This window comes from Bartonella fuyuanensis, from assembly GCF_014197255.1.
GTDB classification, from domain to species: domain Bacteria; phylum Pseudomonadota; class Alphaproteobacteria; order Rhizobiales; family Rhizobiaceae; genus Bartonella; species Bartonella fuyuanensis.
The window spans coordinates 47,813-72,231 of sequence record NZ_JACIFE010000007.1 but is presented as its reverse complement, the minus strand read 5'-3'; the positions used below and the strand labels follow the sequence as shown (position 1 = coordinate 72,231).

At 36.2% G+C, this 24,419-nt stretch carries 19 protein-coding genes, 2 tRNA genes and 2 pseudogenes; 8 read left to right on the top strand and 15 right to left on the bottom strand.

Annotated elements, in window-relative coordinates; genetic code table 11:
- Positions 1 to 6: 6 nt before the first annotated feature.
- From GGR08_RS04315 to GGR08_RS04310, 3 genes are read left to right on the top strand one after another with little or no spacing between them, the layout of a single operon-like run.
- Positions 7 to 234 carry a hypothetical protein gene (locus GGR08_RS04315; protein ID WP_183194158.1) on the top strand — a complete coding sequence of 76 codons (228 nt, stop codon included), beginning with the start codon at positions 7 to 9 and terminating at the stop codon, positions 232 to 234.
- On the top strand, positions 167 to 373 hold the full coding sequence (locus tag GGR08_RS08240; RefSeq protein WP_246350122.1) for a hypothetical protein: 207 nt from the start codon (positions 167 to 169) through the stop codon (positions 371 to 373). The genes GGR08_RS04315 and GGR08_RS08240 overlap by 68 nt, the downstream gene beginning before the upstream one ends.
- Positions 366 to 578 carry a hypothetical protein gene (locus GGR08_RS04310; RefSeq protein WP_183194153.1) on the top strand — a complete coding sequence of 71 codons (213 nt, stop codon included), beginning with the start codon at positions 366 to 368 and terminating at the stop codon, positions 576 to 578. The genes GGR08_RS08240 and GGR08_RS04310 overlap by 8 nt, the downstream gene beginning before the upstream one ends.
- A gap of 89 nt (positions 579 to 667) precedes the next feature.
- Here GGR08_RS04310 and GGR08_RS04305 read toward each other — a convergent pair whose 3' ends face one another.
- The 5 genes from GGR08_RS04305 to GGR08_RS04285 all read right to left on the bottom strand — a co-directional run bounded on the left by GGR08_RS04305 (position 668) and on the right by GGR08_RS04285 (position 3,623).
- A complete protein-coding gene (locus tag GGR08_RS04305; RefSeq protein WP_183194152.1) occupies positions 668 to 949 on the bottom strand; it encodes a type II toxin-antitoxin system YafQ family toxin in 282 nt (93 codons plus the stop codon).
- A 12-nt stretch (positions 950 to 961) separates the two neighbouring features.
- The gene (locus GGR08_RS04300) at positions 962 to 1,237 is read right to left on the bottom strand and encodes a type II toxin-antitoxin system RelB/DinJ family antitoxin (protein ID WP_183194151.1); all 276 of its coding nucleotides are present in this window, start codon (positions 1,235 to 1,237) and stop codon (positions 962 to 964) included.
- A 119-nt stretch (positions 1,238 to 1,356) separates the two neighbouring features.
- Positions 1,357 to 1,890, bottom strand: a complete 534-nt coding sequence (locus GGR08_RS04295) for an antA/AntB antirepressor family protein (RefSeq protein ID WP_183194150.1) — start codon at positions 1,888 to 1,890, stop codon at positions 1,357 to 1,359.
- Positions 1,891 to 2,327: 437 nt separating this feature from the next.
- A tRNA-His gene (locus GGR08_RS04290) sits at positions 2,328 to 2,404 on the bottom strand.
- A gap of 136 nt (positions 2,405 to 2,540) precedes the next feature.
- Positions 2,541 to 3,623: a quinone-dependent dihydroorotate dehydrogenase gene (locus GGR08_RS04285; RefSeq protein WP_183194149.1), complete on the bottom strand. Its 1,083-nt coding sequence runs from the start codon at positions 3,621 to 3,623 to the stop codon at positions 2,541 to 2,543.
- 771 nt (positions 3,624 to 4,394) lie between these two features.
- On the opposite strand from GGR08_RS04285, the gene mscL reads away from it, so the two are divergent.
- On the top strand, positions 4,395 to 4,814 hold the full coding sequence (gene mscL / locus GGR08_RS04280; protein ID WP_183194148.1) for a large conductance mechanosensitive channel protein MscL: 420 nt from the start codon (positions 4,395 to 4,397) through the stop codon (positions 4,812 to 4,814).
- An 18-nt stretch (positions 4,815 to 4,832) separates the two neighbouring features.
- Here the strand turns inward: mscL and GGR08_RS04275 are convergent, their stop codons facing one another.
- Both GGR08_RS04275 and GGR08_RS04270 read right to left on the bottom strand, forming a co-directional pair.
- On the bottom strand, positions 4,833 to 6,539 hold the full coding sequence (locus GGR08_RS04275) for a PAS domain-containing sensor histidine kinase (RefSeq protein ID WP_183194147.1): 1,707 nt from the start codon (positions 6,537 to 6,539) through the stop codon (positions 4,833 to 4,835).
- Between the two features lie 1,193 nt (positions 6,540 to 7,732).
- A complete protein-coding gene (locus GGR08_RS04270; RefSeq protein ID WP_183194146.1) occupies positions 7,733 to 10,270 on the bottom strand; it encodes a DNA translocase FtsK in 2,538 nt (845 codons plus the stop codon).
- Between the two features lie 456 nt (positions 10,271 to 10,726).
- On the opposite strand from GGR08_RS04270, the gene GGR08_RS04265 reads away from it, so the two are divergent.
- The 3 genes from GGR08_RS04265 (at position 10,727) to rpoH (ending at position 14,222) form a co-directional block, all read left to right on the top strand.
- Positions 10,727 to 12,157, top strand: a complete 1,431-nt coding sequence (locus tag GGR08_RS04265; protein WP_183194157.1) for an aldehyde dehydrogenase family protein — start codon at positions 10,727 to 10,729, stop codon at positions 12,155 to 12,157.
- Positions 12,158 to 12,190: 33 nt separating this feature from the next.
- On the top strand, positions 12,191 to 13,195 hold the full coding sequence (locus GGR08_RS04260) for an RluA family pseudouridine synthase (protein WP_183194145.1): 1,005 nt from the start codon (positions 12,191 to 12,193) through the stop codon (positions 13,193 to 13,195).
- Positions 13,196 to 13,343: 148 nt separating this feature from the next.
- A complete protein-coding gene (gene rpoH, locus GGR08_RS04255) occupies positions 13,344 to 14,222 on the top strand; it encodes an RNA polymerase sigma factor RpoH (RefSeq protein WP_183194144.1) in 879 nt (292 codons plus the stop codon).
- Between the two features lie 184 nt (positions 14,223 to 14,406).
- Here the strand turns inward: rpoH and GGR08_RS04250 are convergent, their stop codons facing one another.
- The 3 genes from GGR08_RS04250 to GGR08_RS04240 form a co-directional block, all read right to left on the bottom strand.
- Positions 14,407 to 15,828 carry a hypothetical protein gene (locus GGR08_RS04250; protein ID WP_183194143.1) on the bottom strand — a complete coding sequence of 474 codons (1,422 nt, stop codon included), beginning with the start codon at positions 15,826 to 15,828 and terminating at the stop codon, positions 14,407 to 14,409.
- Positions 15,829 to 16,055: 227 nt separating this feature from the next.
- Complete coding sequence (locus tag GGR08_RS04245; protein WP_183194142.1) at positions 16,056 to 17,345, bottom strand: adenylosuccinate synthase; 1,290 nt, start codon at positions 17,343 to 17,345, stop codon at positions 16,056 to 16,058.
- Positions 17,346 to 17,607: 262 nt separating this feature from the next.
- A complete protein-coding gene (locus tag GGR08_RS04240) occupies positions 17,608 to 18,771 on the bottom strand; it encodes a phosphoserine transaminase (protein ID WP_183194141.1) in 1,164 nt (387 codons plus the stop codon).
- A 376-nt stretch (positions 18,772 to 19,147) separates the two neighbouring features.
- Here GGR08_RS04240 and GGR08_RS04235 point away from each other — a divergent pair.
- A tRNA-Phe gene (locus GGR08_RS04235) sits at positions 19,148 to 19,223 on the top strand.
- Positions 19,224 to 19,311: 88 nt separating this feature from the next.
- On the opposite strand, the pseudogene GGR08_RS08235 reads toward GGR08_RS04235, so the two are convergent.
- The 5 genes and pseudogenes from GGR08_RS08235 to GGR08_RS04215 all read right to left on the bottom strand — a co-directional run.
- Positions 19,312 to 19,406, bottom strand: a pseudogene (locus tag GGR08_RS08235) (helix-turn-helix transcriptional regulator); the annotation flags it as partial.
- A gap of 8 nt (positions 19,407 to 19,414) precedes the next feature.
- A pseudogene (locus GGR08_RS04230) lies at positions 19,415 to 19,696 on the bottom strand (site-specific integrase); the annotation flags it as partial.
- A gap of 317 nt (positions 19,697 to 20,013) precedes the next feature.
- Complete coding sequence (locus tag GGR08_RS04225; protein WP_183194140.1) at positions 20,014 to 20,748, bottom strand: pyridoxine 5'-phosphate synthase; 735 nt, start codon at positions 20,746 to 20,748, stop codon at positions 20,014 to 20,016.
- Positions 20,749 to 20,832: 84 nt separating this feature from the next.
- Positions 20,833 to 21,954, bottom strand: coding sequence for an ATP-dependent DNA helicase (locus GGR08_RS04220; protein ID WP_183194139.1), 1,122 nt, complete (start codon positions 21,952 to 21,954; stop codon positions 20,833 to 20,835).
- A gap of 479 nt (positions 21,955 to 22,433) precedes the next feature.
- The gene (locus GGR08_RS04215; protein WP_183194138.1) at positions 22,434 to 24,233 is read right to left on the bottom strand and encodes an acetolactate synthase 3 large subunit; all 1,800 of its coding nucleotides are present in this window, start codon (positions 24,231 to 24,233) and stop codon (positions 22,434 to 22,436) included.
- Positions 24,234 to 24,419: the final 186 nt, after the last annotated feature.

Genomic DNA, 24,419 nt, shown 5'->3' with positions numbered 1-24,419 from the left:
TCGTCTATGATCTTATGGATAAAAAGAAATCTGCTGTTAACAGGCGCGGCTCTAGCCGCTTTTTTTATGGCTTTAGCCAAAGCTTTTACTCTTGGAAAAAAAGCAGAACAGCAAAAGCAAACAGAAAAGGCTTTAAAGGCAGCAACAGCACGACTTGAGGTGGAAAATGAAGTTAATCAGAAAAGTGATACTGATGTGCGTGCTGCTCTCTCTGACTGGTTGCGTGACCCATAAATATGCTTCTTCTTGTGTTGGCTGGTTGCCAATTTATTTAGAGAGGCAAGATCTGAACGTCATCAGTTCCAATTTAGCAAGAGAGATCTTAAAGCACAATAATCTAGGTGAACGTGTGTGTGGGTGGAAACATGGCTAGCAAAAAAACAAAAAACGACACAGAGCTTACAGAAGGAGAAAAAGAAATCCTTCAAGAAATTATCATGACCTATAAAAGTGTAAAAGTGATGTCACGTTATACGAAATGGATTGTACTCATTATACTCTTATTAGCGCTTGATTTTTCACGTCTTATAGATGCTGTAGGAAATACTTTTACACAAAAACCAAATATCCGACTCTAAATACATTCTGAGATGTGCGAAACTGTTTAGCAAATGAATTATCAATTTCGCACATTTTAAACAGTAGTTTTCAAAAAATTGAAAAATTATCATAAACGCAGCTCAGAATGTAAACCAAGCCGCAAAAGTTCTAAAGTCTCATCATCAAGCTTTCGATAGATCAAAACCAGATCTAGCTTAATATGGCAATCACGACAGTTTCGCCATTGACCTGTTAGTGCGTGATCTCTCCACTGTATTTTTAAGGGTTCGTTTTCCGCTAATGCTTTGATCACAAGCAGCAAATCTGTCTCTAATGTATCAGCATATCGCCCTTTACTTTTACGTTTCAAATCACGCCGAAAAGATTTAGTATAAACGATTTCCCACATCGCTAACCAAAGTCACTTCTCAGACTTACATATTTCGGCTTTATCATCACGAATCATGGCTCGCAAACCATCCAATGACGTACGTTCGACAGGTTCCATTTCAGCTTCCTCGATAGCCTGCAATGTCTCCGAATTGGGTTGAAATAGATCAAGTGGCAATGCTCTATCTCTAGCAATACGGGTCATAAACATACGCACTGCATCTGATACAGTTAAGCCCGTGGATTTGATCACTGCGCTTGCAACTTCCTGAATTTCATCAGGTATGCGTGCTTGAATTTTACCCATTCGCTTAAACCTCTTATTTGTTTGTATTACAATGTACTACATTCAAAGCTTATGTCAAGAAATTTATACAATGATCCCCTCCCCGCTTTTAAAACGGGGAGATGAGTCATGTTGTTTACTTAAGCAGCTTTTACAATAGATTTTTCTAAAACTTGCTTGACTTCTTCAACAAGCGTTTTACAATGCCTAATCTCTTCTACTAACGTAAAAGCTTTAACAAGATGCATATGAAGAGGTCCATAAATGTAAACAGCTTTTTTAGTTGGAGATATTTTATCCCAATCTTTTGGGAAAGCAAAGCGTGTATCACGGTCATTATCAACAGATTGGCTTTTTAACTTTTTTTCGCACTCAGTAAAGTAACGACGAGTTTGACGTCCTTTCTCGTTACGTTCAACCATTGAAAGCTCTTTCGCCATGTCTAAAGTGATGTGATATTCTGTACTTAGACGACCACTTTTAGGTTGCGGTAAATTTTTACCGAAACTCACAAAGTCCTGATTTTCTTGAAAAGAATATTCTTCAATCCGTCGTGAAATCCAATCGTTGAAGCGTATATTAACTTCTAAAAACGTATGTAATTCACGCGCATTAACAGTTTGAACGGTTTGCTGATCAATGACTTGTTCTGATATTTTTATAAGAGTGTTCATGATGAACTCCTATCGATTAGATATTTTTCACTGACACTCAATAAAAGAGTGCCGGTGCTGAAGAACACGGTCGATAGTCCATCGTTATGCTTTTCCCATAAAGGGTATTGTATAGCGTAACTACACCCGACAAAGCCATTATATGCGTGTAACATATAATGAGTCAAAATCTTTAATGTGCGGAGAAGAGATTGTGTCGGCAATCTATCCGCTATCGATTTAAGGCGTTTTCCAGGCACCTGATTCGAAATTCTTTAAAAGAGAAGCACACTGTAGCCTTTATTTGTTTTTTGGACTTCATGCCATATGTTGCGTTTTTTATACAACATTATACCCCCAAACACTAACAATCGTTGCTAAAATACCTCAGCAAGCGCTTGTTCATCTTGCACATCTATTTCCTAGTACTTTCAACAAAATCTTTTAGAAAAATTCCTTGGTACGGTTGGTGGGATTTGAACCTACGACCTCTGGTGCCACAAACCAGCGCTCTAACCAACTGAGCTACAACCGCATAAAAAGGAAATGCATCACACCTGTTCACGATTTCGTAAACATTTATTTTTCATTTATGTGACATAAGGAAGATCAACAAAGTTTGCAAGCCCCTTTAAAAAAATCTCGCAATTTTTTATAAAGAAAAAAGTCTTTTACAAAGAAAATTTTGCCCAATGCTCAAGATTACGATCACGATAATTTTTTATATTATCAACACCATCTTGTTGCATCATCTGCAAAATCTCTTTCAGAATAGTTATAGCAAGCTTTGGACCTTCATAAACCAACCCACTATATAATTGAATCAAATCTGCACCAGCTTTTACTTTTTCCAAAGCAGTCTGTGCATCCTTTACACCACCAACACCGATAAGTGCAATCTCCTTCCCTAATTTTTGACGCATTTTTGCAAGCACAATAGTGGAACGCTCAAAAAGTGGGCATCCAGAAAGACCTCCCTTTTCATGGCTCAAGCGATTATTCTTAAGACCTTGGCGTGAAAGAGTCGTATTGGAAACAATGAGTCCATCAAAATCAGAAAGTTTTATTTCTTCAGCAATATCATCTAATTCCTTCTCTGATAAATCGGGAGCAATTTTTAAAAAAATGGGAATAGAAAATCCATGCTTTTTCTTTTGCTCATTGCGCGCTTGTGAAACCGTATTCAATAAAAGATGCAAATTATCACGAGCCTGTAAATCGCGCAAACCCAGCGTATTCGGAGAAGAAATATTAACCGTAAAATAATCAGCAACATCATAAAAATAAGAAATACCAACAGTGTAATCGTTAATCTTATTAACTGTATCTTTATTGGCTCCAATATTGACTCCTATAACACCAGTGTTTTTACATGCACGCAATCTGTTGTAAACAACTTGATGTCCATCATTATTAAAACCCATTCGATTAATAATCGCTTCATCTTCTTTTAAACGAAAAAGACGTGGTTTAGGATTTCCAATCTGAGGCTTTGGTGTCACTGTGCCAATTTCAGTAAAACCAAATCCTAAACGAAAAACACCCTCTACAACCTCTGCATTTTTATCAAACCCTGCTGCAAGACCAATAAAATTTTTAAACTCAAGCCCTAAAATAGTTAAACATAAACGTTTATCGACAACCTGTTGACAGCCGTTTAATCCACTTTTCAGTCCAACAATCGCCAAACAGTGTGCACGCTCAGGATCCAACATAAATAAAGCAGAACGGCCAATACAACGAAAAAAACTCATCAATTTTTCTCCACAACATAAAAAATAATCTATCACACCTCACTTATATCTTTTAACATAAAAGATCATCAATAAGAGAACACACGATTCAAATAATAATGCTTCCCTTACTATAAGAAAATCCATTACATAACAGCCATACACATTTATATTGATGCATACTGTGTACAAAACTTTTTATTCTTGAAAAAACGTTTCTTTTCCTGCTATTACTCAGAGATTAAAATGTGAATTCTAAACCCTATTAAAATACAGCGTAAATTTAGGCAGCAATAGCTTTCAGAGCCATAGTTTTATCTCTTGCAGGCAAGCGCATAATGCCCCTAAAAAGGCAAGCACATCACTATTCCTAGGCTTCTTTAGGTAATATTATTTTTAATAGAAACAAGGCTTGCTTTATAAAGCCATTTTTCCCCTAGCATTTCTAAAATACATGGTTCATACAACTATTTACACTCATACTATTGTTTCACTATTTTAATTAGCAGCATAATATTCAACTATTTGTACTATATTAATAAAATTTTTAAGAATCTGTAACACAATTACATAAATTAAGCACAAGTTTCTGCTGTTTTTATTTAAAAAGCTTTTTTCTACGAAATATTTAATATACACTTAAATAAAATCTACAAAGCTTTTATTAAAAATTTTAATATCTTATAATATTCTTTAGAAAGTAATATTAATAACCCCTAAATAAAATAGGCCCTTTCCTTTTTTATCAAACGCGGTAAGTAAATTATATCGCTTACATAAAGGGAAAACGCAATGCTTAAAGAATTTAAAGAATTTGCCCTAAAAGGTAATATGATTGATCTTGCTATCGGTGTGATTATAGGGGGCGCTTTTAGTAGTCTGGTAAACTCAATTGTCAATGATATTTTTATGCCAATTATTGGGCTTATTACAGGTGGGATTGATTTTTCTAATATGTTTATTCAACTAGCTGGAGAAAAACAAGCAACATTAAGTGCAGCCAAAGCAGCTGGAGCAACCATTAGTTATGGACACTTTATCACTTTATTTATCAATTTTCTCATTATTGCTTGGGTTCTTTTTTTCTTCGTTAAAGCTATGAATAAAATCCGTAGAAAAGAAAAAGAAGAGGAAGAGGAAAACCTCCCCAAAATATCTTTAGAAAAACAACTTTTAACAGAAATTAGAGATCTTTTGGCTAAAAAAAAATAAATCTATACATAATTTACATCATGGAACATAAGGAAAAAACATTTCCACTGTTGTTCCATGATTTGGTTTTGAAAACAATAAAAATTGTCCCCCACTTTCTTCCACCATTGCCTTACACATTGGAAGACCTAAACCAGTTCCAATAAAAGTCCTATCACCAGATCGCTCATCTTTACGCTCTATCTGCCCATAAGGTTGCAATGCCTGTACAATTTCCCCTTCACTCATACCTATACCATTATCGCTCACTGAAATTTTTACGCGTTCTTTTCTAGAAGAAACGTGAACAATAATCTGCCCACCTAATGGTGTAAAACGAATGGCATTAGAGAGAAGATTCCATATAATCTGGCGAAAAACTTGTTGTGATACCGAAATAAATGGAACATGAGGTGGAGCAACAACACGCATGATAATGCCGTTATGATTGGCTTGAGTTTCAAGAAAAGCTATCGTCGCACGTAAACAAGATATCACATCAAATGTTTCAGCAATAAGAGAGGAAGCAATTTGGTTATTTGAACCAGAATAATTTATCTTCGAGCACTCTAGTAATTGATTAATCAGCGATAATATATGCCTTCCAGAGGAAATAATATCGCGTAAATATCCATGATAACGTGCACTTTCTATCGAACCAAAACGGCCATCTTTCATAATTTCTGCAAAACCAATGAGAGCATTCAAAGGTGTTCGTATTTCATGAACAACTTCAATGATTTTATTCTCCGCTTCTTTTTTTTCTTCTGATAGAACTGTCGCAGTCATATTGCGCAACATAACAGCATAATTGCCTTGCTGTGCTAAAAATACAATCGTTAGAAGAACAGTTAGATTTTTATGGTTTTTTGTCATTAAATCAGCTGTTTCATTGCGATTTAAAACCCGATTTCTCCCCTTCATACGGATTAATTTAAAATACTTTTCAACTAAAAATCGACTTTGCAAAGTAAACAATGAAGGGAGTGGCAGTCCCCGTAGCTCAGTTATTTCATAACCAATTAATGCTAAAGCTGCCCTACTCGCCGACTGAATAAAGCCCTGTTCATCCAACCATAACACACCATCAGTCGCTGTATCCAACAATGATAAAACTGCAGCGGGCTCTTTTATAAGAGCTTGTTCTATAGCATTTACCGGCAATGTTTGTGCATAGGGTAACTGAATAGCTGTTTCTTCAACAAAATTCTCTTCTTTTACCGATGAATTCAATTCATCACGCAATTGTTCTGCAATTTCACGAAAAGCTGATCGTTCTATCTCTGAGAGACACGGCATTTCTGTCTCCAGCTTTTCATCTCTTTTTTCTTGGACGTTTTCTCGGATTTTTAAAACACCAAAACCATAAAATCCCTTAAGCTTCTTTTTAACATCAAAAATTGGTAAAGCAGACAATTCAACATCAAGCCATTGAGAACAACCATCAACAGGCCATTGAACAATCTCTTTATTCCAAGGTATGGCCGCTTCAATAAAACGACAAAGAACCCGATACCGATCATCATTAAATTGATGAGCTAATTCATGAAAACTACACCCTAAAATAGAAGAAGATAGAGGTCCAACAACTTCAGATAACTCTTTTGAAACTTCACAAAATAAACCATTGTTATCAATTTTCCACGTAAAAGGTCGTGGCAAAAGCTCTGGTGTAAAACGAAAAGCTTCTTGCTTACATTTTAATTCATTTCTATTTAACTTCAACTCATCTGCTTTTAATGGCATAACTAAAACTAAAGAAGTTTTGCATTTAATCTCAAATGAATAATGCTAATTTTTCTTACAAATACCTTCTTCTGCTCACAAATAACCTGATATTTTATATCAGTTGCCTGTAACAAAAATTTGACCACTTTACTAAATAAAATAAAAAAATCCTCCAACACCACTACTCATTGAGCTAACAATGGAACACTCCTCTTAGATAAAATAGAAATAGCACCCAAAAAATAAATTTAATTTGTGTATTCATACGCCTATTTTAAAGAGACATATTCCCAAATCCCCATAAAGAAGATCAGGGCATTGTTCTTTACCAGTTTTATGTTTATGAAAGAGACCCTCTAGCATCATCATTATACTTTCTACTCTCTAAGTTAGCAATATTTTGGCATTTGAAAATGTTCATACAAGACATTTTAATTCCTTTTTTAAAATGTTTTTATCCTTACGCTACCTTAATTTATAATGCACAAATAATGATTTTGCTTGTTTCATGGAATGAAAAAATCTTACGATGTTTGAGGCTTTTATCACTATGAATAATAATAAATTATTATAAAGCTTCTCGTATGATACTTTCCATAATCTCCCAAAGACTTTTCTTCCAGCAGAATCGCTAAAGAAGAAAAATAAAAAACATACCACCACACTATTTAACTAGAAATTTCTCTATAAAAAGAGAATAAAAATTATTTACGATTATCGAAAGATTTGTTTAATTTCTTTAATATTCCAAATCATCTAGAAATGTTGAAAATATCGCACAATCTCCGTTGATATCAGCCATATTTACCTCATTAGCAATCTTAATATAAAGATTTGCTTTTGCAAGCCAGTACCATCATTATATTTGCATGCTCTCAATGTTGTTACAATTATTGCATTAAAACGGCTTTATAAGTGGCATTTTTATTTCTTTCTTGTACAGTTTTCATCCACACCCTAATCCCGCTTATAACGTGGAAACAAAAGGTTTTGGTTATTTCAACATAAATAGACTTAGAATGAGAAAATGCCACGGTATTCGGAACTTTCATTCAACATACAAAACAATGAATTATTATTATAAATCAAATTGTTGTAGAAAAATTCCTCTTTTCTCAATTTTTTATTACTTTGATAAAAAATAAAACAAATACATTTAAATAATGACTGTCAGAGATTTTAAAAATCGCACACTTTTAAATATGCTTATTTTATTTTTCCTCATTAAGTAGAATTTCACGTTTTCCAACATGATTAGCAGCTCCAACAATGCCTTTTTCTTCCATTTTCTCGACGAGAGAGGCTGCTTTATTATAGCCAATCGAAAGTCGACGCTGAATATAAGATGTTGAACATTTTTTGTCACGCATAACAATCTTTACAGCTTGGCTATAAAGTCCATCACCATCTTCATCAAAATTTTCTTCCTCAGGAACTCCAGAAATCGAATTAATAGAAACATCCTCTTTATCGTCAGTTTCATTATCTGTTACCGTTGCTAAATAATCGGGTTTTCCCTGCATTTTAAGATGTGCAACGATGGATTCAACTTCTTCATCAGAGACAAAAGGTCCATGAACGCGCACAATACGCCCCCCACCTGCCATATGAAGCATATCCCCCTGACCTAAAAGCGTTTCAGCACCTTGTTCACCCAAAATCGTACGACTATCAATTTTTGATGTTACTTGAAAAGAAATACGGGTAGGAAAGTTTGCTTTAATTGTACCCGTAATAACATCAACAGAAGGACGCTGTGTTGCCATAATAAGATGGATACCTGCCGCACGTGCCATTTGTGCTAAACGCTGAATAGCATTCTCTATTTCTTTCCCTGCCACCATCATGAGATCAGCCATCTCATCAACAATCACGACAATATAAGGAAGCTGCACGAGATCCATAGCTTCTTGATGATATAGCATTTCTCCCGTTTCCTTATCAAAACCCGACTGTACAGTACACATGATGGTTTCGCCTTTTTGAGCCGCAAATGCAACGCGTGCATTAAAACCATCAATATTACGCACACCTAACTTAGCCATTTTGCGATAACGCTCTTCCATTTCACGAACCGCCCATTTTAAAGCTGTCACCGCTTTTTGGGGATCTGTCACAACAGGTGTTAAAAGATGTGGAATGCCATCATAAACAGAGAGCTCTAACATTTTAGGATCAACCATGATTAAACGACACTGTTTTGGAGTCATACGATAAAGAATCGATAAAATCATTGTATTAATTGCAACAGACTTGCCTGATCCCGTTGTGCCGGCAACCAATAAATGAGGCATCTTTGCTAATTCTGCAATGACAGGTTCACCATTAATCCCTTTTCCCAAAGCAAGAGCAAGTTTAAATTCACTTTCACGAAAAGAACGTGTTTGGATTAATTCTCGTAAATAAACAGTTTCACGAACCGCATTGGGTAACTCAATTCCGATAACATTACGTCCAGGAATAACAGCAACACGCGTAGAAATAGCAGACATAGAACGCGCAATATCATCAGAAAGATTAATAACACGTGATGACTTTACACCCGCTGCCGGTTCAAATTCATACATTGTTACCACTGGCCCTGGATGAACATGGATAACTTCACCCTTAATGCCAAAATCTTCCAAAACACTTTCCAAAAGTCCAGCCCCACGCTCTAAGGTTTCTTGAGGAATCATCGTACCTTCATGAAAAATAGGTTTCTGTAATAAATTGACTGGAGGAAATTCATAAGAATCACTTTCAATAGATTGAATATTTTGCGTAAAAACAGAATCATAATTGCCTAATAGCATGCGGGTAGATTGTAATGTTTTAGTTTTACCGTTTGTTTGCACTACAGATAAATCTTTTAAATTCTTTGGAACAGCTTCTGTTATACAATCGACAGTATTATTAATATTCTCAGTTTCTACACTAGCAGCAGTATTGTTTAACGCCCTTGCATCACTTAACGTAGAGGCAGAATCTTCAACAGAAAATCTAGAATAACACTCTTTAATCGTATCATTATTTGTGTGCGTTAAATCAGAAATTTTCTCAACACCCCGTATCCTTTTCTCTGAAGATTCTGATGTAATTGAATTATAGAGTTGTGGAAAACGGTACTCAAGAACACGATAAAGAGCAGTTATTGATTCATCAAAGGTAGTGGAAATATCAGGTGTAGTTTCATGCATCGTATCAATTGATGTTTTATCCTCTTTTGAAGTTTGAATATCGACACGTTCAAATATCAAAGATTCACACTCAAAAAATGCATCATCGGAAAGATGCAAAGTAGGATTCATTTTTTGAAGCACATTTTTCACTTTTAATTTATGATTTTGTTTATCCTCCTCAAGTGAGATACGGATAGCTTGTTGTGATAACTGCTTCAAAACTGTTGGATGACAAATTGTTATTTTATTCTCAATTGATTGAGGATTCATGACTTTTTTTGTTGATAGAATATTTGGCGTTTTGTTGTTACAACCTATAATATCTGTATTTTTTTTTTGTTCTCGCTTTGTAAAAATTTTAAACTGTTCTGCAAAAACTGGATCTGTTTCGATACGACGACGCAAAATCTCAACTTCTGGGGTTCGCGTAAAACGAACATTTTTCCCAAGGGTAAATGCCTTTTTCCATACTTCCGGATAAGAAAATATCTCAGTAATCTTAATAGATAAATCCTCTCTTGAGGACTCTTTCGTACCATCATCAGAAAAAGAAGATGTAGAAATAGATTTTGTTTTTGAATTATGCATAGCACCCAACAAATTTATAGTAATGAAAAAAATAACCTTTCCAAAAAGAATCCCTAAAAGCTACCGTATGAAAGTTAATAACCTTTTGCTGACAGTTATTTTTTAATGAAAAAAATAATACCATAATGCATATTTATAATGTACCCTCTCCCTATTTACGACGTAAATTACCTAGTTATGGTATCGTATAGTTTATATTCTGTTTGTTTTGAAGAAAACTTCATGATAAAAAAATTAAGAAAATTATCTATACCTCTCTTTCTAGCTCATTTTAAAAAGTGGTCAGTTCCAATAATAAAAAGCATTGTTCTATTTAACTCTCCATGCTTGATCATTATAATATAATCAAATTTCTCCTCAGTTTTTATTAAAATTATCCTTGTTACCCTCGTTTTTAAAAGCTTAGACTAAGACAATCATAATTACATAAACACAAAAAGAAAAAGGGAGTAAATGATGTTCAATAAACGGAAATTTTATATCAATGGTCTATGGGATGATCCAAGCACTCCTCATGATTTTAACGTCATTAATCCATCAACAGAAGAGGCCTGTGCTGTCATTAGCCTTGGAAATACAAAAGATGCGGATAAAGCAATTAATGCGGCTAAAGAAGCGTTTCAAAAATGGAAAACAACATCACCAAGCGATCGTCTTAGATTCGTTGAAAAAATTTTAGAGATCTATGAAAAACGTTCCAAAGACATGGCAAAAACCATTTCAATAGAAATGGGAGCACCGATTGATATGGCACTAAATGCGCAAACCGCAACTGGTAGTTCCCATATTCGCAATTTTATTAAAGCCTATAAAGAATTTTCATTTCAAGAAACTTTAATAAAGGGAAATAAACAAGCAATCCTTCACTACGACCCTATCGGCGTCGTAGGATTAATTACACCATGGAATTGGCCCATGAATCAAATAACCCTTAAAGTTATCCCTGCTCTCTTGGCTGGCTGTACCATGGTATTAAAACCCTCTGAAATTGCACCTCTTTCTGCTATGCTTTTTGCTGAAATTTTAGATGAATCTGCACTTCCTACTGGTGTTTTTAATTTAATTAATGGTGATGGTGCAACTGTCGGCTCTTACCTCTCAGCACATCCAGATCTAGAAATGATCAGCTTTACTGGCTCAACCAGAGCAGGAAAAGATATTTCTAAAAATGCTAGTGCTACTTTAAAAAGAGTCTGTCTAGAACTTGGAGGGAAAGGAGCGAATATTATCTTTTCTGATGCCGACTCAGATGCTATTCAACGTGGTGTACGACACTGCTTTTATAACAGTGGGCAAAGTTGCAATGCACCGACTCGTATGCTTGTAGAACAAAATATCTATGATAAAGCCGTAAAAATAGCTAGAGATATTGCAGAAACAACAAAAGTAGGACCAAACTACCAAAAAGGAAATCATATTGGACCTGTCGTTTCACAAAAACAATATGATAAAATTCAAGACCTTATCCAATCAGGAATTGATGAAGGTGCAACTCTTGTTGCAGGTGGGATTGGTTTACCAAAAGGAATGGAACGCGGTTATTATGTTCGTCCAACAGTCTTTTCTGATGTAAAACCGCATATGCGTATTTTTAAAGATGAAATCTTTGGTCCGGTTCTCTCGATTCTTTCTTTTAGGACAGAAGAAGAAGCCATCGCTTTAGCGAATGAAACTGAGTATGGCCTTACAAATTATATTCAATCGCAAGACCGCAATAAATGTCGTCGTATTGCGGCACAAGTACGCTCTGGTATGATAGAAGTTAATGGATATGAGTTACCGAATGGAAGTTACTTCGGAGGTGTAAAATTTTCTGGACGCGCCCGTGAAGGAGGACTTTGGGGAATTAAAGAATTTCTCGATAGTAAAGCAATTTCATATTGGTAAGAAGATCTTTATTAAAAATTTAATAGGAATCGTATGGTTATACAGAAAATAACGGATGAAGGTGCTCTTGGGCAACGTCTCGATCAGTGGTTAGCAAAACAATATCATAATATTTTATCACGTTCACGTTTGCAAACTCTCATCCGTGAAGGCTATCTTAAAATTGATGGTCAAATCATAAAGGAACAAAAAACAAAATTAAAACCTAACCAAATCATTGAATTAGCAATGCCTGACCTTCGTGATGCAGAGCCTAGTGCTGAAGCTATTACATTAGATATCCTTTTTGAGGATGATTATATTGTTGTTATTAATAAACCAGCTGGTCTTGTTGTTCATCCTGGCAATGGCAATTGGACCGGTACGTTGGTTAATGCCCTTATTTACCACTGTGGTAATAGTTTATCTGGTATAGGTGGTGTCAAACGCCCTGGTATTGTTCATCGTCTCGATAAAAATACAAGCGGTGTTATGGTTGTTGCAAAAAATGATCTAGCTCATAAAAGTCTCAGTGCTCAATTTTCTGATCATGGGCGTACCTGCGCATTAGATCGACGCTATCAGGCCTTGATTTGGGGAGTCCCTCATCGCAATATCTGGACAATCGATGCATCTCTCGGCCGTTCGCCCTATAACCGAACAAAGCAAGCTGTCATCCATAACCAAAACCGTTATGCTCGTCATGCTGTTACACATATTTCTCTGCTTGAAAAATACAGCATTCATACGGACGCAACATCTTTTGCTAGCCTTCTGGAATGTCGCCTAGAAACCGGACGTACCCATCAAATCCGTGTTCATATGGCTCATGTCGGACATCCACTTATAGGTGATACGGTTTATGGAAACGCTTTTAAAACAAAATTAAACACTCTTAATCCTACTATTAAAAATGCAATAGAGCAATTCAACCGGCAAGCGCTCCATGCTGCAAGTCTTACTTTTGAACATCCTTCTACTGATAAAATTATGTCGTTTTCCGCACCGCTGCCTCAAGATATGACTAAACTTATTAAGCACTTTAAAAAAATAAATTGAAACTTTTCTTCTTCTCAAGATTTCACAATAAAATATCTTTTTTTGAACAAAATTGAAAAATATGCTAGAGTGAAGTTAAAAGGATAGTTTTCTGTCTGCAACGTAGAATTTGCCTTATCAGGGAATTCAGATAAAAGGAGGGTGCTATATGACCCATATGAATTTGTTATCGGTAATGACAAGTGATGGCGGTTTAAACCGTTACTTGGAAGAGGTGCGTCGTTTTCCAATGCTTGAACCAAAAGAAGAATATATGTTAGCTCAACGTTACCGTAAGCATAATGATCTAAAAGCTGCGCATAAGCTCGTAACAAGTCATTTGCGTCTCGTAGCTAAAATTGCGATGGGGTATCGCGGTTATGGACTGCCCATTGGGGAAGTCATTTCAGAAGGCAATGTTGGACTCATGCAAGCTGTGAAACGTTTCGAACCAGAAAGGGGATTTCGTCTCGCAACTTATGCAATATGGTGGATTAAAGCGTCAATTCAAGAGTATGTATTGCGGTCTTGGAGTTTGGTGAAAATGGGAACAACAGCTAATCAAAAGCGCTTGTTTTTCAACCTTCGTAAATTAAAAAGTAAACTTCAGGCACTTGATGGTGGCGACCTCAATGCAGAACAAGCAAAAGAAATTGCGACTCAGTTGAACGTCACAGAAGATGAAGTTGTATCAATGAATCGTCGACTTTGTGGTGATACTTCACTCAACGTACCAATTCGGACAAAAGAAGGGGAGAACAGTGAGTTGCAAGATTGGTTGGTGGATGAATCAAACGATCAAGAGCAAATTTTAATTGAAAAAAATGAATTAGAAAATCGTCGTTCCATGCTTATAAATGCCATGGACAATCTTAGTGATCGCGAAAAACGTATATTCAAAGCACGTCGTTTAAGCGATATACCGCTAACTCTAGAAGAACTCTCTGGTGAATTTAACATCAGTCGAGAACGAGTAAGGCAAATTGAAATGCGTGCCTTTGAAAAAGTGCAAAATTCTATTAAAGTTTCTGCTTTATCTCAAAATTAAATGTAGGCTTTATAGCCTGTTTTTTGCATATTCTTTAAATGAAAAAAGTATTCTTTGCTTTATGCTTTTAAATAAGCCTGTTAAATCCTTTGAATTATTGATGGGCGAACTTTATTAACTGCGTTCGGTAATAATTGGTAAAATCGGCGTAGAGAATTTTCCATGATCTTTTATTTTGGGGTCTTTACGTTTTATTTTTTTGACCAAGAACTGTTGACTCATCTAATTGTGCAAGCCATTGTTCAATAACTTCATTAAAAATAACCTTACCTGTTGATCCCTTGGCAAAGGTTAATTCATTTATACGTCCATTTTTATCCGTTAACACCAAGCGCATCCAATCTAATTCTCGCATCAGTTGTAAATTACGATCAAGAAATGGATGATTACCACTCAATGCAACAAGAAAAAAATCATCGTTAATCTTCACAGCACTAGCTCTTGTTAAAGCCTGGCCAATGGATTGTTCACTTGCTTTAAAGGTTAATGCTTGAATATTGCTTATTGCTTTACCTGAAAATTTATCAGAAAGAATAAAAATAAGATCCATAATATATGCAGCAGGAAATAACCGATCAGTATTCCGACGTAAAATTAATCGTAATGATACCCCTTCATCGGGAATTGTTATATCACCTTGTATAGCTGTTTCTTCTGGATCTCCCTTCACATGAGACTCCTTTATAAGTTTCCAGCGAGCTCTTCCTGTTGCTATTTTTTCTACATCATTAGTTGTACGTGCTTGATAAAAAATAGCTTCACCTGATTTCTCAAGCGATTCTAAATTGCTGGAAAAAACTGTTGAGACTCCTTCTCTATCCGAAGAATCCGCCGCTTGTTTTAAACCAACATCAATTTCACTTCCATCCTCTAACAAGCGTTGTGTTAACTTTCTCTTAACTGAAAGTGCCTGTGGTACTTTATGGAAAGCTTGAAAATTTTCTCCTAATAACTGATGATCATTTGGTATAAATACACGCCCACCAACAAAAAAAATACCAATAGTTAAAACAACAAAACTAGCAATAGAAATAGTACTTATCACTACACGCCTTTGCACCAATGATTTATTCGCACGATGTAAAGCCTGAGAAAAAATATGCGAAACAATATGCGAACTATCTGTCTGCGAAGGAGAAACCTTTAACGCACAGCTATTAACATGCTGAGAAGGCAAATAAACCTCCACATTAACAGGCTCTGCATCTGGTATATCTGGTACATAAAGCTTATCAGATGCCTCGTTACCCTTTAAACATGTAATAAAATCCTGCTTTTTTTTTATGTTTACCTCGGAAAATTCATTATTCTTTGATAATATGCTTTTTTTTGTATATTCTTTGTCCCCATTTATATTTGTGGAATTCCACCCAATAACTGAAGAAAGCAACTTCTTTTCAACTGCTAAATATTCTTCCTCAACAGTTTCAATAGAGCTTTGAAGAATCTTTCTTTGTTTATCCGCTATTGTTTGTGGTATCTTTGCTATTATAAATTGATGTTCCAATGTTTCAGTAGCTCGCTTATAAACCCGCTTACGCACTTGTGGTGTGACATTATGTTGTGTATTAATCGCCCTTTTTAAGATTCCAACGAAATCTACCATTTCCTTTATAATCTCTCTTAAACTGAGAAAAAACCAGCGCTAAAACTAAAAAACTTTATTTAGCCTTCTAAATTGTTTGTCATTTATATTGGTACAACTATCGTAATAATTTAAAATGAATATGAAAAATAAACAATACTATTTTGCACCTTTCTCTCCCGCACTCTTAAAAATTTTCTTTATAGAAAGATACAAAAACGAATATAATAAAAATATAAACGCCATAATCAATTTGCAAAGGGATCTGTAATAAGAATAGTATCTTCACGCTCCGGACTTGTGGATAATAAGGCCACTTTTGTATTAATCAGTTTTTCAATATAGCGTATATATTTAATAGCCTGCACTGATAAATCTTCCCACTTCAGGACATGTGCTGTTTTTTCTTTCCAACCTTCTAATGTTTCATAAACAGGCTTCACCCGATCTTGAACTCCCATGGAAGAAGGTAAATAATCAATCCTTCTACCATCAAGCTCATAACCAATACAAATTTTTATTTCATCCAAGCCATCTAAAACATCAAGTTTTGTCAATGCTATACCTTGAACGCCGCAAATTGCTACCATCTGACGTACTAAGACAGCATCAAACCAACCACATCGACGCTTTCGGCCTGTTACAACACCAAACTCATGTCCACGCACTCCCAGGAATTCACCAATATCATTTATCTGCTCTGTTGGAAACGGCCCTTCTCCAACACGTGTGGTATAAGCTTTTGCAATACCCAAAACATAATGAATTGCACCAGGCCCCATCCCTGAGCCACTACATGCCTGCCCAGCAACTGTATTAGATGACGTCACATAAGGATAAGTTCCAAAATCATTATCTAATAAAGCACCTTGAGCACCTTCAAAAAGAATGTGTTTCCCTCCCCGATATCCTTCATCTAAGAGACGCCACGTACAATCCATAAAAGGTAAAATTTTATCTGCGACTTGCATTAATTCATCATAAAGCGATTGAGAGTCAATCTCTGTAACACCCATCCCACGACGTAAAGCATTATGATGCCTCAAAAGCCGCTCAATCTTAACCATAAGCGTATCTTTTTCTGCTAAATCCATCACTCGAATAGCACGACGCCCCACCTTATCTTCATAGGCCGGCCCAATACCACGCTTTGTTGTACCAATCTTTAAACCAGATAAACCGCTTTCTCGAATAGCATCGAGATCACGATGCAAAGAAAGAATCAAGGGAGCATTTTCAGCAATACGTAAAATTTCTGGTGTAATTTTTATACCCTGATCACAGAGTTTTTTTAATTCTGAGACAAAATGATGAGGATCGACAACAACCCCATTGCCAATAATTGATAGTTTTCCACGCACTAAACCAGACGGTAAAAGTGATAATTTGTAACTAACTCCATCAATAACCAATGTGTGGCCTGCATTATGCCCCCCCTGATATCTCACTACAATATCTGCTCGCTTAGATAACCAATCTACAATTTTACCTTTGCCTTCATCACCCCATTGTGTACCAACAACAACTACATTGGTCATAACTTTCTCCGTCTGTTTGGTCAAAAAAAACCAGCATTCAAAAACAAATGCTTCTTTATAACGAAACCTTAGAGCAAGTGCGACTCCTCATTTCAGATTTTTCTCAATCTTCAAGTAAATTAAATTTTCAAATTTATGGTAATACAGATAAACAAACACCAAAACATTTTAAATTTATTATTTTCACCACAAAAAGTACAAAATAATAATTTCTCATATCTTTTTTTGTTTGAAATGTGTTGTGAAAATCGCCAGTAATTAGTTAAAGGTGTGCTTTTTCAAATTGGAATGCCCATTCAAGCCATTGTGTTAAAATTTCAAGATCAGAAGCCTCAATTGTTATACCTGCCCAAATTCGAAATCCAGGAGGGGCATTACGGTATGAACCGATATCATAAGCGACCCCTTCCTCATCAAGACGATTCACAACTGCTTTTATAAAAGATATTCGCTTTTCAGTATCCAAAGCAGTAATCACGGGATCCACAACATTTAAACAAATAGATGTGTTAGAACGCACTTCAGGATCTTTTGCCAAATATTCTAACCATGGTGTTTTGCGAACAAAAGCATCCAGGATAGAAAAGTTTTTCTCAACCCGTGCTCTTAATGCTGCAGCACCTCCTAGAGACTTTGCCCACTTCAAACCTTCAAGAAAATCTTCAACACAAAGCATAGAAGGCGTATTGATTATCTTTCCTTTAAAAATATCTTCGTTCAACTTTCCATTTTTCGTCATACAGAAAAGTTGAGGCATAGGCCAAGCTGGAACATGATTTTCAAGCCTTTCAATAGCACGAGGACTTAAAATCACCATACCATGTGCTGCCTCACCTCCCAAAACTTTCTGCCATGAAAACGTAACAACATCTAATTTTGAAAAATCGAGATATTGCGCAAAAGCCGCAGATGTTGCATCACAAATAGTCAACCCAGCCCGCTTATCCGGAATGAAATCCGCATTAGGAATACGCACACCAGAAGTCGTCCCATTCCATGTAAAAACTACATCACGATCAAAATCAAGTTGTGTTAAATCCGGTATTTCACCATAAGGAGCTTCAAAACAACGTACATCAGAAAGCTTTAATTGCTCAACAACATCTCTATTCCACCCTAACCCAAAACTTTCCCACGCTGTCATATCAATGCCACGCTCACCTAATAGAGACCATAGAGCAGCCTCAACAGCACCAGTATCCGAACCAGGCATAATTCCTATACGATGCTCAGAAGGAACTTCAAGAATTTCACGAGTTAAATCAATAACTTCAGCAAGTTTTAACTCTGCTTCTCTAGATCTATGCGAACGCCCAACTAATGCATTTTTAAGAGTTCCAAGAGTCCAACCAGGCCATTTACTACAAGGACCTGAAGAAAAATTAGGATTATTGGGACGACTGCTTGGTTTTTGTAACATTATCATTATTCTCCCCTTTTAGATGATTTTCTTTCTATAAAAAAACAAACCATTATTAAAGATTATTCAATAATATCTTTAAAAAAGTCAAAAATATTGTCTATTTATCTTGTAAGCTTAAAACTCACGGAAACTTTATCATGCTTATAGGTTGATTCTTGTATTTTTTTGCATCACCACCCCGATAAGATAGCATTCTGATAGCAATACACTAACGTATCATAACATACCCATCAAATTTATTTTATAATAAAGATTCATAGAAAAATTTCTAGAATAGAAAGATAAACTTATTAAAAAATCAATTATTTTTCTTTTGATGACTGGACAGAGAAATTTTTAATGTTATAACCGCAAACATCTTACATGTTTTATGAAGCATGCCCAGATAGCTCAGTTGGTAGAGCAGCGGACTGAAAATCCGCGTGTCCGTGGTTCGAATCCGCGTCTGGGCACCATTTTTTGCGTTTAACGTATTGAAATATATAGATTTTTTTCTTTAAATAGCCATTTTTAGACCACCTCTTGTGGTTTATACAATTTTACTTAATTTGTTGTTATTTGCTCCGTATTTTTCTTTGGAGTAAAAGCTAGAATCTCTTTTTTCTCCATCTTACTGCTCGCCCTAGCTTATATAGCTTCTGCTAGGCATTGATTTATAACCAAGAGGACCACGACCTTTAGCAAAAAAAGGAAATCATTGCGAGAAAGCAAACGCGCTTGTTTCAAAATTTCTAATATTTCAGATGATAAAGGCACGCGAAACTCTGTTATAGCATCACGCCTTCCTTTCACATTTGCAGCAGGGGTTGTCGATATATTCCCTTCAACTTGATCTTTACGAATATGATACAAGGAATTGGGATAAGCCCCTAAAAGCCTGTTGTGCTAGAGTTGATACTTCGCAAAGTGTTTTATAAAAAGCAGGCACTCTAAAGCATCTTATTAAGCTCAAAAATTTTGTGCACAGATCCATTAAAAATTCTACGCTAATCCTTTTAAAATACCTTTAAAACTCTACGCCTCTTCGAAAAATTATAATAAGAAGATTTCGTAAAACCTCCTCATAATGGATGCTACTAATAAGAGAGCATCTCACACCCTAAAAATTGAAAGCTGCCAATAAAAAAACAGTAATAGAATATTTTTAATGTATGCTGAGGGTGATATTTATCTCAACATATATAAAATTAGTTTTCTAAATAAACTGCTAAAACCTTCTCTACCAATTTTATAGAAAGCAAAAGATTACGACAATAACCGGATAAAACGCTGAACAGTATCATGCATTCCATACTCTAATGCATCAGCAATAAGTCCGTGGCCAATAGAAACTTCATCAAGCCAAGGAACATTCCTAACAAGAATGGGAAGATTCATAATTGTCAGATCGTGCCCAGCATTTATACCTAACCGCAATTCTTTAGCTCTCCTTGCTGCTAGAATCAGTTTATTTAACTCTTGACCTTGTTTGGTTTTATCCTGAAATGCAGCACCGTAAGGTCCAGTGTAAAATTCCACACGATCAGCGCCCATTGCTTTAGCAATATCAAGGCCATCGACAATAGGGTTGGCAAAAAGTGATACACGAATCTTTCTCTTTTTCAAATTCTGAATAATAGGCGCTAAAAATTCTGCATCATGTACAAAATTCCAACCATGGTCAGACGTTGACTGATCTGGATCATCCGGGACAAGAGTAATCTGGTCCGCATAGTTTTCAGCAATATCTAAAAATCGATCACTTGGATAACCTTCAATATTAAACTCAGCAGTAGGAAAAGTATTCCTTATTAAACAGTATATATCTGGCAAATCCGCAAAACGAATATGTCTTTCATCGGGGCGTGGATGAACTGTCAAACCTGCTGCTCCAGCGGAAAGCGCTATATGCCCAATATTCTTGACATTGGGCCATGGAAGATTACGTCGATTGCGCAAAACAGCGACAGCATTAAGATTAACCGACAGTTTTACCGCCATGCCCATTTCCATTTTTCTATAGTGTGTAACAAGATAGAAAAAAAGTATTTTCCATCTGAACCTCAGATGATACACATATTTTCTCTATCGAACAATCGTTAAACGCTCTGCTGCGCGCGTAATTCCTGTATAAAGCCAACGCGCATACATATCACGAAATGCAAAACTTTCATCAAACAAAACGACGTTATTCCATTGAGAACCTTGCGCTTTATGAACAGTTAATGCATACCCATAATCAAAATCATCATATCGTTTTTTTAATTGCCATGAAATTTCCTGATCAGGGCTTTCAAACGCTGTTTTTAAAAGTTTAATCTTTGCTACCCCACGCTCGCTTTCTTCCTGTTTCACAAGAAGACTAATACTTGGTTTATTTGTCTCTTTCTGCGAAGTCATCACCTTCCATAAAGAACCATTCAACAAACCTTTAGCTGGATCGTTTCGTAAACACACAAGCTTATCTCCCGCTTGCGGATAACCTGCTGTAAAACCCTTTAATACACGTAACCGCTGATTATAAAGGTGGCGTGTACGATTTACCCCTACCAATACCTGATCAGCATCTAAAACCAATTGTTGATTAACCTCTTTACGTGTAACAATGCGAGCTTCTCCATAATCACCATAAGCAATAGAGCGTCCTTCACGCACATCCATAGCAAGCCGCACAATCGGATTATTCCGCGCTTGTCGATGAATTTCTGAAAGAAGAAAATCTGGTTCCCCATTGGAAAAAAAGCCCCCACCTGATATAGGAGGCAATTGACCTGGATCACCAAGAACAAGAATTGGTGTCCGAAAACTCATTAAATCACGTGCCAATCGTTCATCTACCATCGAGCACTCATCAACAATAATGAGTTTAGCTTGTGCAGCAGCACTTCTTCGATTTAATGTAAATGTTGGAGTAACAGACTTTCTCCCTGTGATTTCATCGGAAACTTCCTCTTCCCCACGCGGACAATAAATCAACGAATGAATAGTACAAGCATTGCTTGCACCCTTAGAACGCAAAACCTGAGCCGCCTTACCTGTAAAAGCAGCAAACTGAACACAACCATCTATTGTCTCTGCGAAATAGCGCGCAAGCGTTGTCTTGCCCGTCCCCGCATAACCAAAAAGGCGAAAAAGAGGAGAATGGCCTTCCCTCAACCACGTGGCAACAGCCTTCAATGCATTATCCTGTTCCGGCGAAAACTGCATTATTCATCAAAATAAGATTCTTACAAAAAGAGCAAGCATTTTGAAAAAACATGATCAAAAAATATCATTAAGAATTTCGATGTATAGCTAGCTAATGACTCTCACAGAACAATTGCTAAGCCTTGTGAATCATTTTCGTAAAAAATATTTCAATAATCTAATTTTTTACTCCATCCAAAATGGATATCATTCCAAAGAAAGGATTAAAAAGAACCGTGTGCAAAACTACCACAACATTGAGAGCTAGAACATAGTATAATGGTATAACTTCTTCATAAACTCTATAGGTAAACCTTGCCTAAGAGTATTCATCATACTGTCTTTAAAAATCATAGGGATAAAGTTTTATAGGTCTTACACCTATAAATAATGTTTTCTTTACAGCACAATAAAATAGTCTCTTAAAATGAGGGATAGAAAAAATTGAAAAGAAGAAATTAATCATAAAATCCCTTCACTATTTGATTAACATATTCATTTTATATAAGAATTTTTCCCTCGGAAGGAACAGCATTTGCAATAGCTTCTTCGTTTTCCTCATCAGATAATAACATCTCATTATGAGCACATCCTGATGGAATCATGGGAAAACAATTTTCTAAATGGTAAACCTGACAATCGAAAAGAACAGGCTTATCACAGTCAATCATTTGCTGAATTTTACCATCAAGCTCATCTGGCTTTGAACAATGAATCCCTACGACCCCATAAGCTTGAGCTAATTTCACAAAGTCAGGCATAGATTCCGTATAAGAATGAGAAAGACGATTACCATGTAACAACTGCTGCCATTGGCGAACCATCCCCATATACTGATTATTTAAAATAAAAATTTTTACTGGTGTGTCATGCTGAATTGCTGTTGCAAGTTCTTGAATATTCATCTGAATAGAGGCATCACCAGAAATACACAAAACAAGCGCATCAGGATGGGCTATTTGAACACCGATAGCCGCAGGAAGACCGTACCCCATAGTTCCAAGACCACCAGAAGTCACCCAATGTTTTGGTTCATCAAAATGATAATACTGCGCTGCCCACATCTGATGTTGCCCAACATCTGTTGTAATATAAGCACAAGTATCTTTGGTAAGAGCATACAGCCGTTCAAGAGCATATTGTGGCATGATAACATCTTTTTTTTCCATATATGACAATGAATGGCGTGCTTTCCAATGATTAATCTGCGTCCACCATGTTTTACGACTTTCTTTATCGAACTTTGATCGATGCATATGCAAATGTTGCATTATATCTGCCAAAACATAAGCCACATCACCAATAATTGGAACTTCTGCTTTTACAATTTTATTGATGGAAGAAGGATCAATATCAATATGAATAATACGCGCATGAGGTGCAAATGCATCAAGACGCCCCGTAATACGATCATCAAATCGTGCTCCAATAGCTAATATGACATCACAACCATGCATGGCCATATTAGCCTCATAGGTTCCATGCATTCCCAGCATTCCAAGCCAATTTTTACCAGAAGCAGGATAGGCACCAAGCCCCATAAGTGTGGAAGTAATCGGAAAATCTCCCAATTGAACCAAACTACGCAAAAGCTGTATAGCTTCCATCCCCGATGAAATAACACCTCCACCAGAATAAATAACAGGACGTTTTGCCTCAACTAAAAGAGAAACAGCAGCTTCGATAGCCTTAGTATTCCCTTTTAACGATAGGGAAGAATGCAAAGACCCCTGAACTTGAGGTGCTCTATAAAATCCTGAAGCAAATTGAACATCCTTAGGAATATCAATTAAAACAGGTCCTGGACGCCCTGATTGAGCAAAAGAAAAAGCTTCATGAATAATTGCCGCAAGATCATTTACGTTTTTAACCAACCAATTATACTTTGTACAAGGCTTCGTAATACTCACCGTATCAGCTTCTTGAAAGCCATTTGTTCCAATTATCGTTGTTGGAACCTGACCAGAAAAACAAACAAGAGGTATAGAATCCATGAGTGCATCTTGCAGAGGTGTAACAGCATTCGTTGCACCTGGACCAGAAGTTACAAGCATAACGCCCACCTTTCCAGTGCTGCGCGCATAGCCTTCAGCCGCATGTCCAGCCGCTTGTTCATGGCGCACCAAAATATGCTGGGGCATAGCTTGGTGATAGAGAACATCAAAAATAGGTAAAACAGCCCCACCAGGATAACCAAAAATATGTTTAACCCCTTGATCTATAAGAGCCTGAACTACTATTTCAGCTCCCGACATTATTTTTCCATCTGCACTCTCTTGCTGTCTTAGATCATTTCTCATTTTTCCCACTCACCTACTTGATAGGACAATAAAAAAGCTCCTAACGGAGCCTATTACATAACATATTGTATGATTACCCCCCCATTATTCCACGGCACAGAATATATAAAACATCCCTTATAGAGAGATCTCTAATTCCATTGATACCATTCGTCAATAAAAAATTATATTTTCTAAAAAATTTCT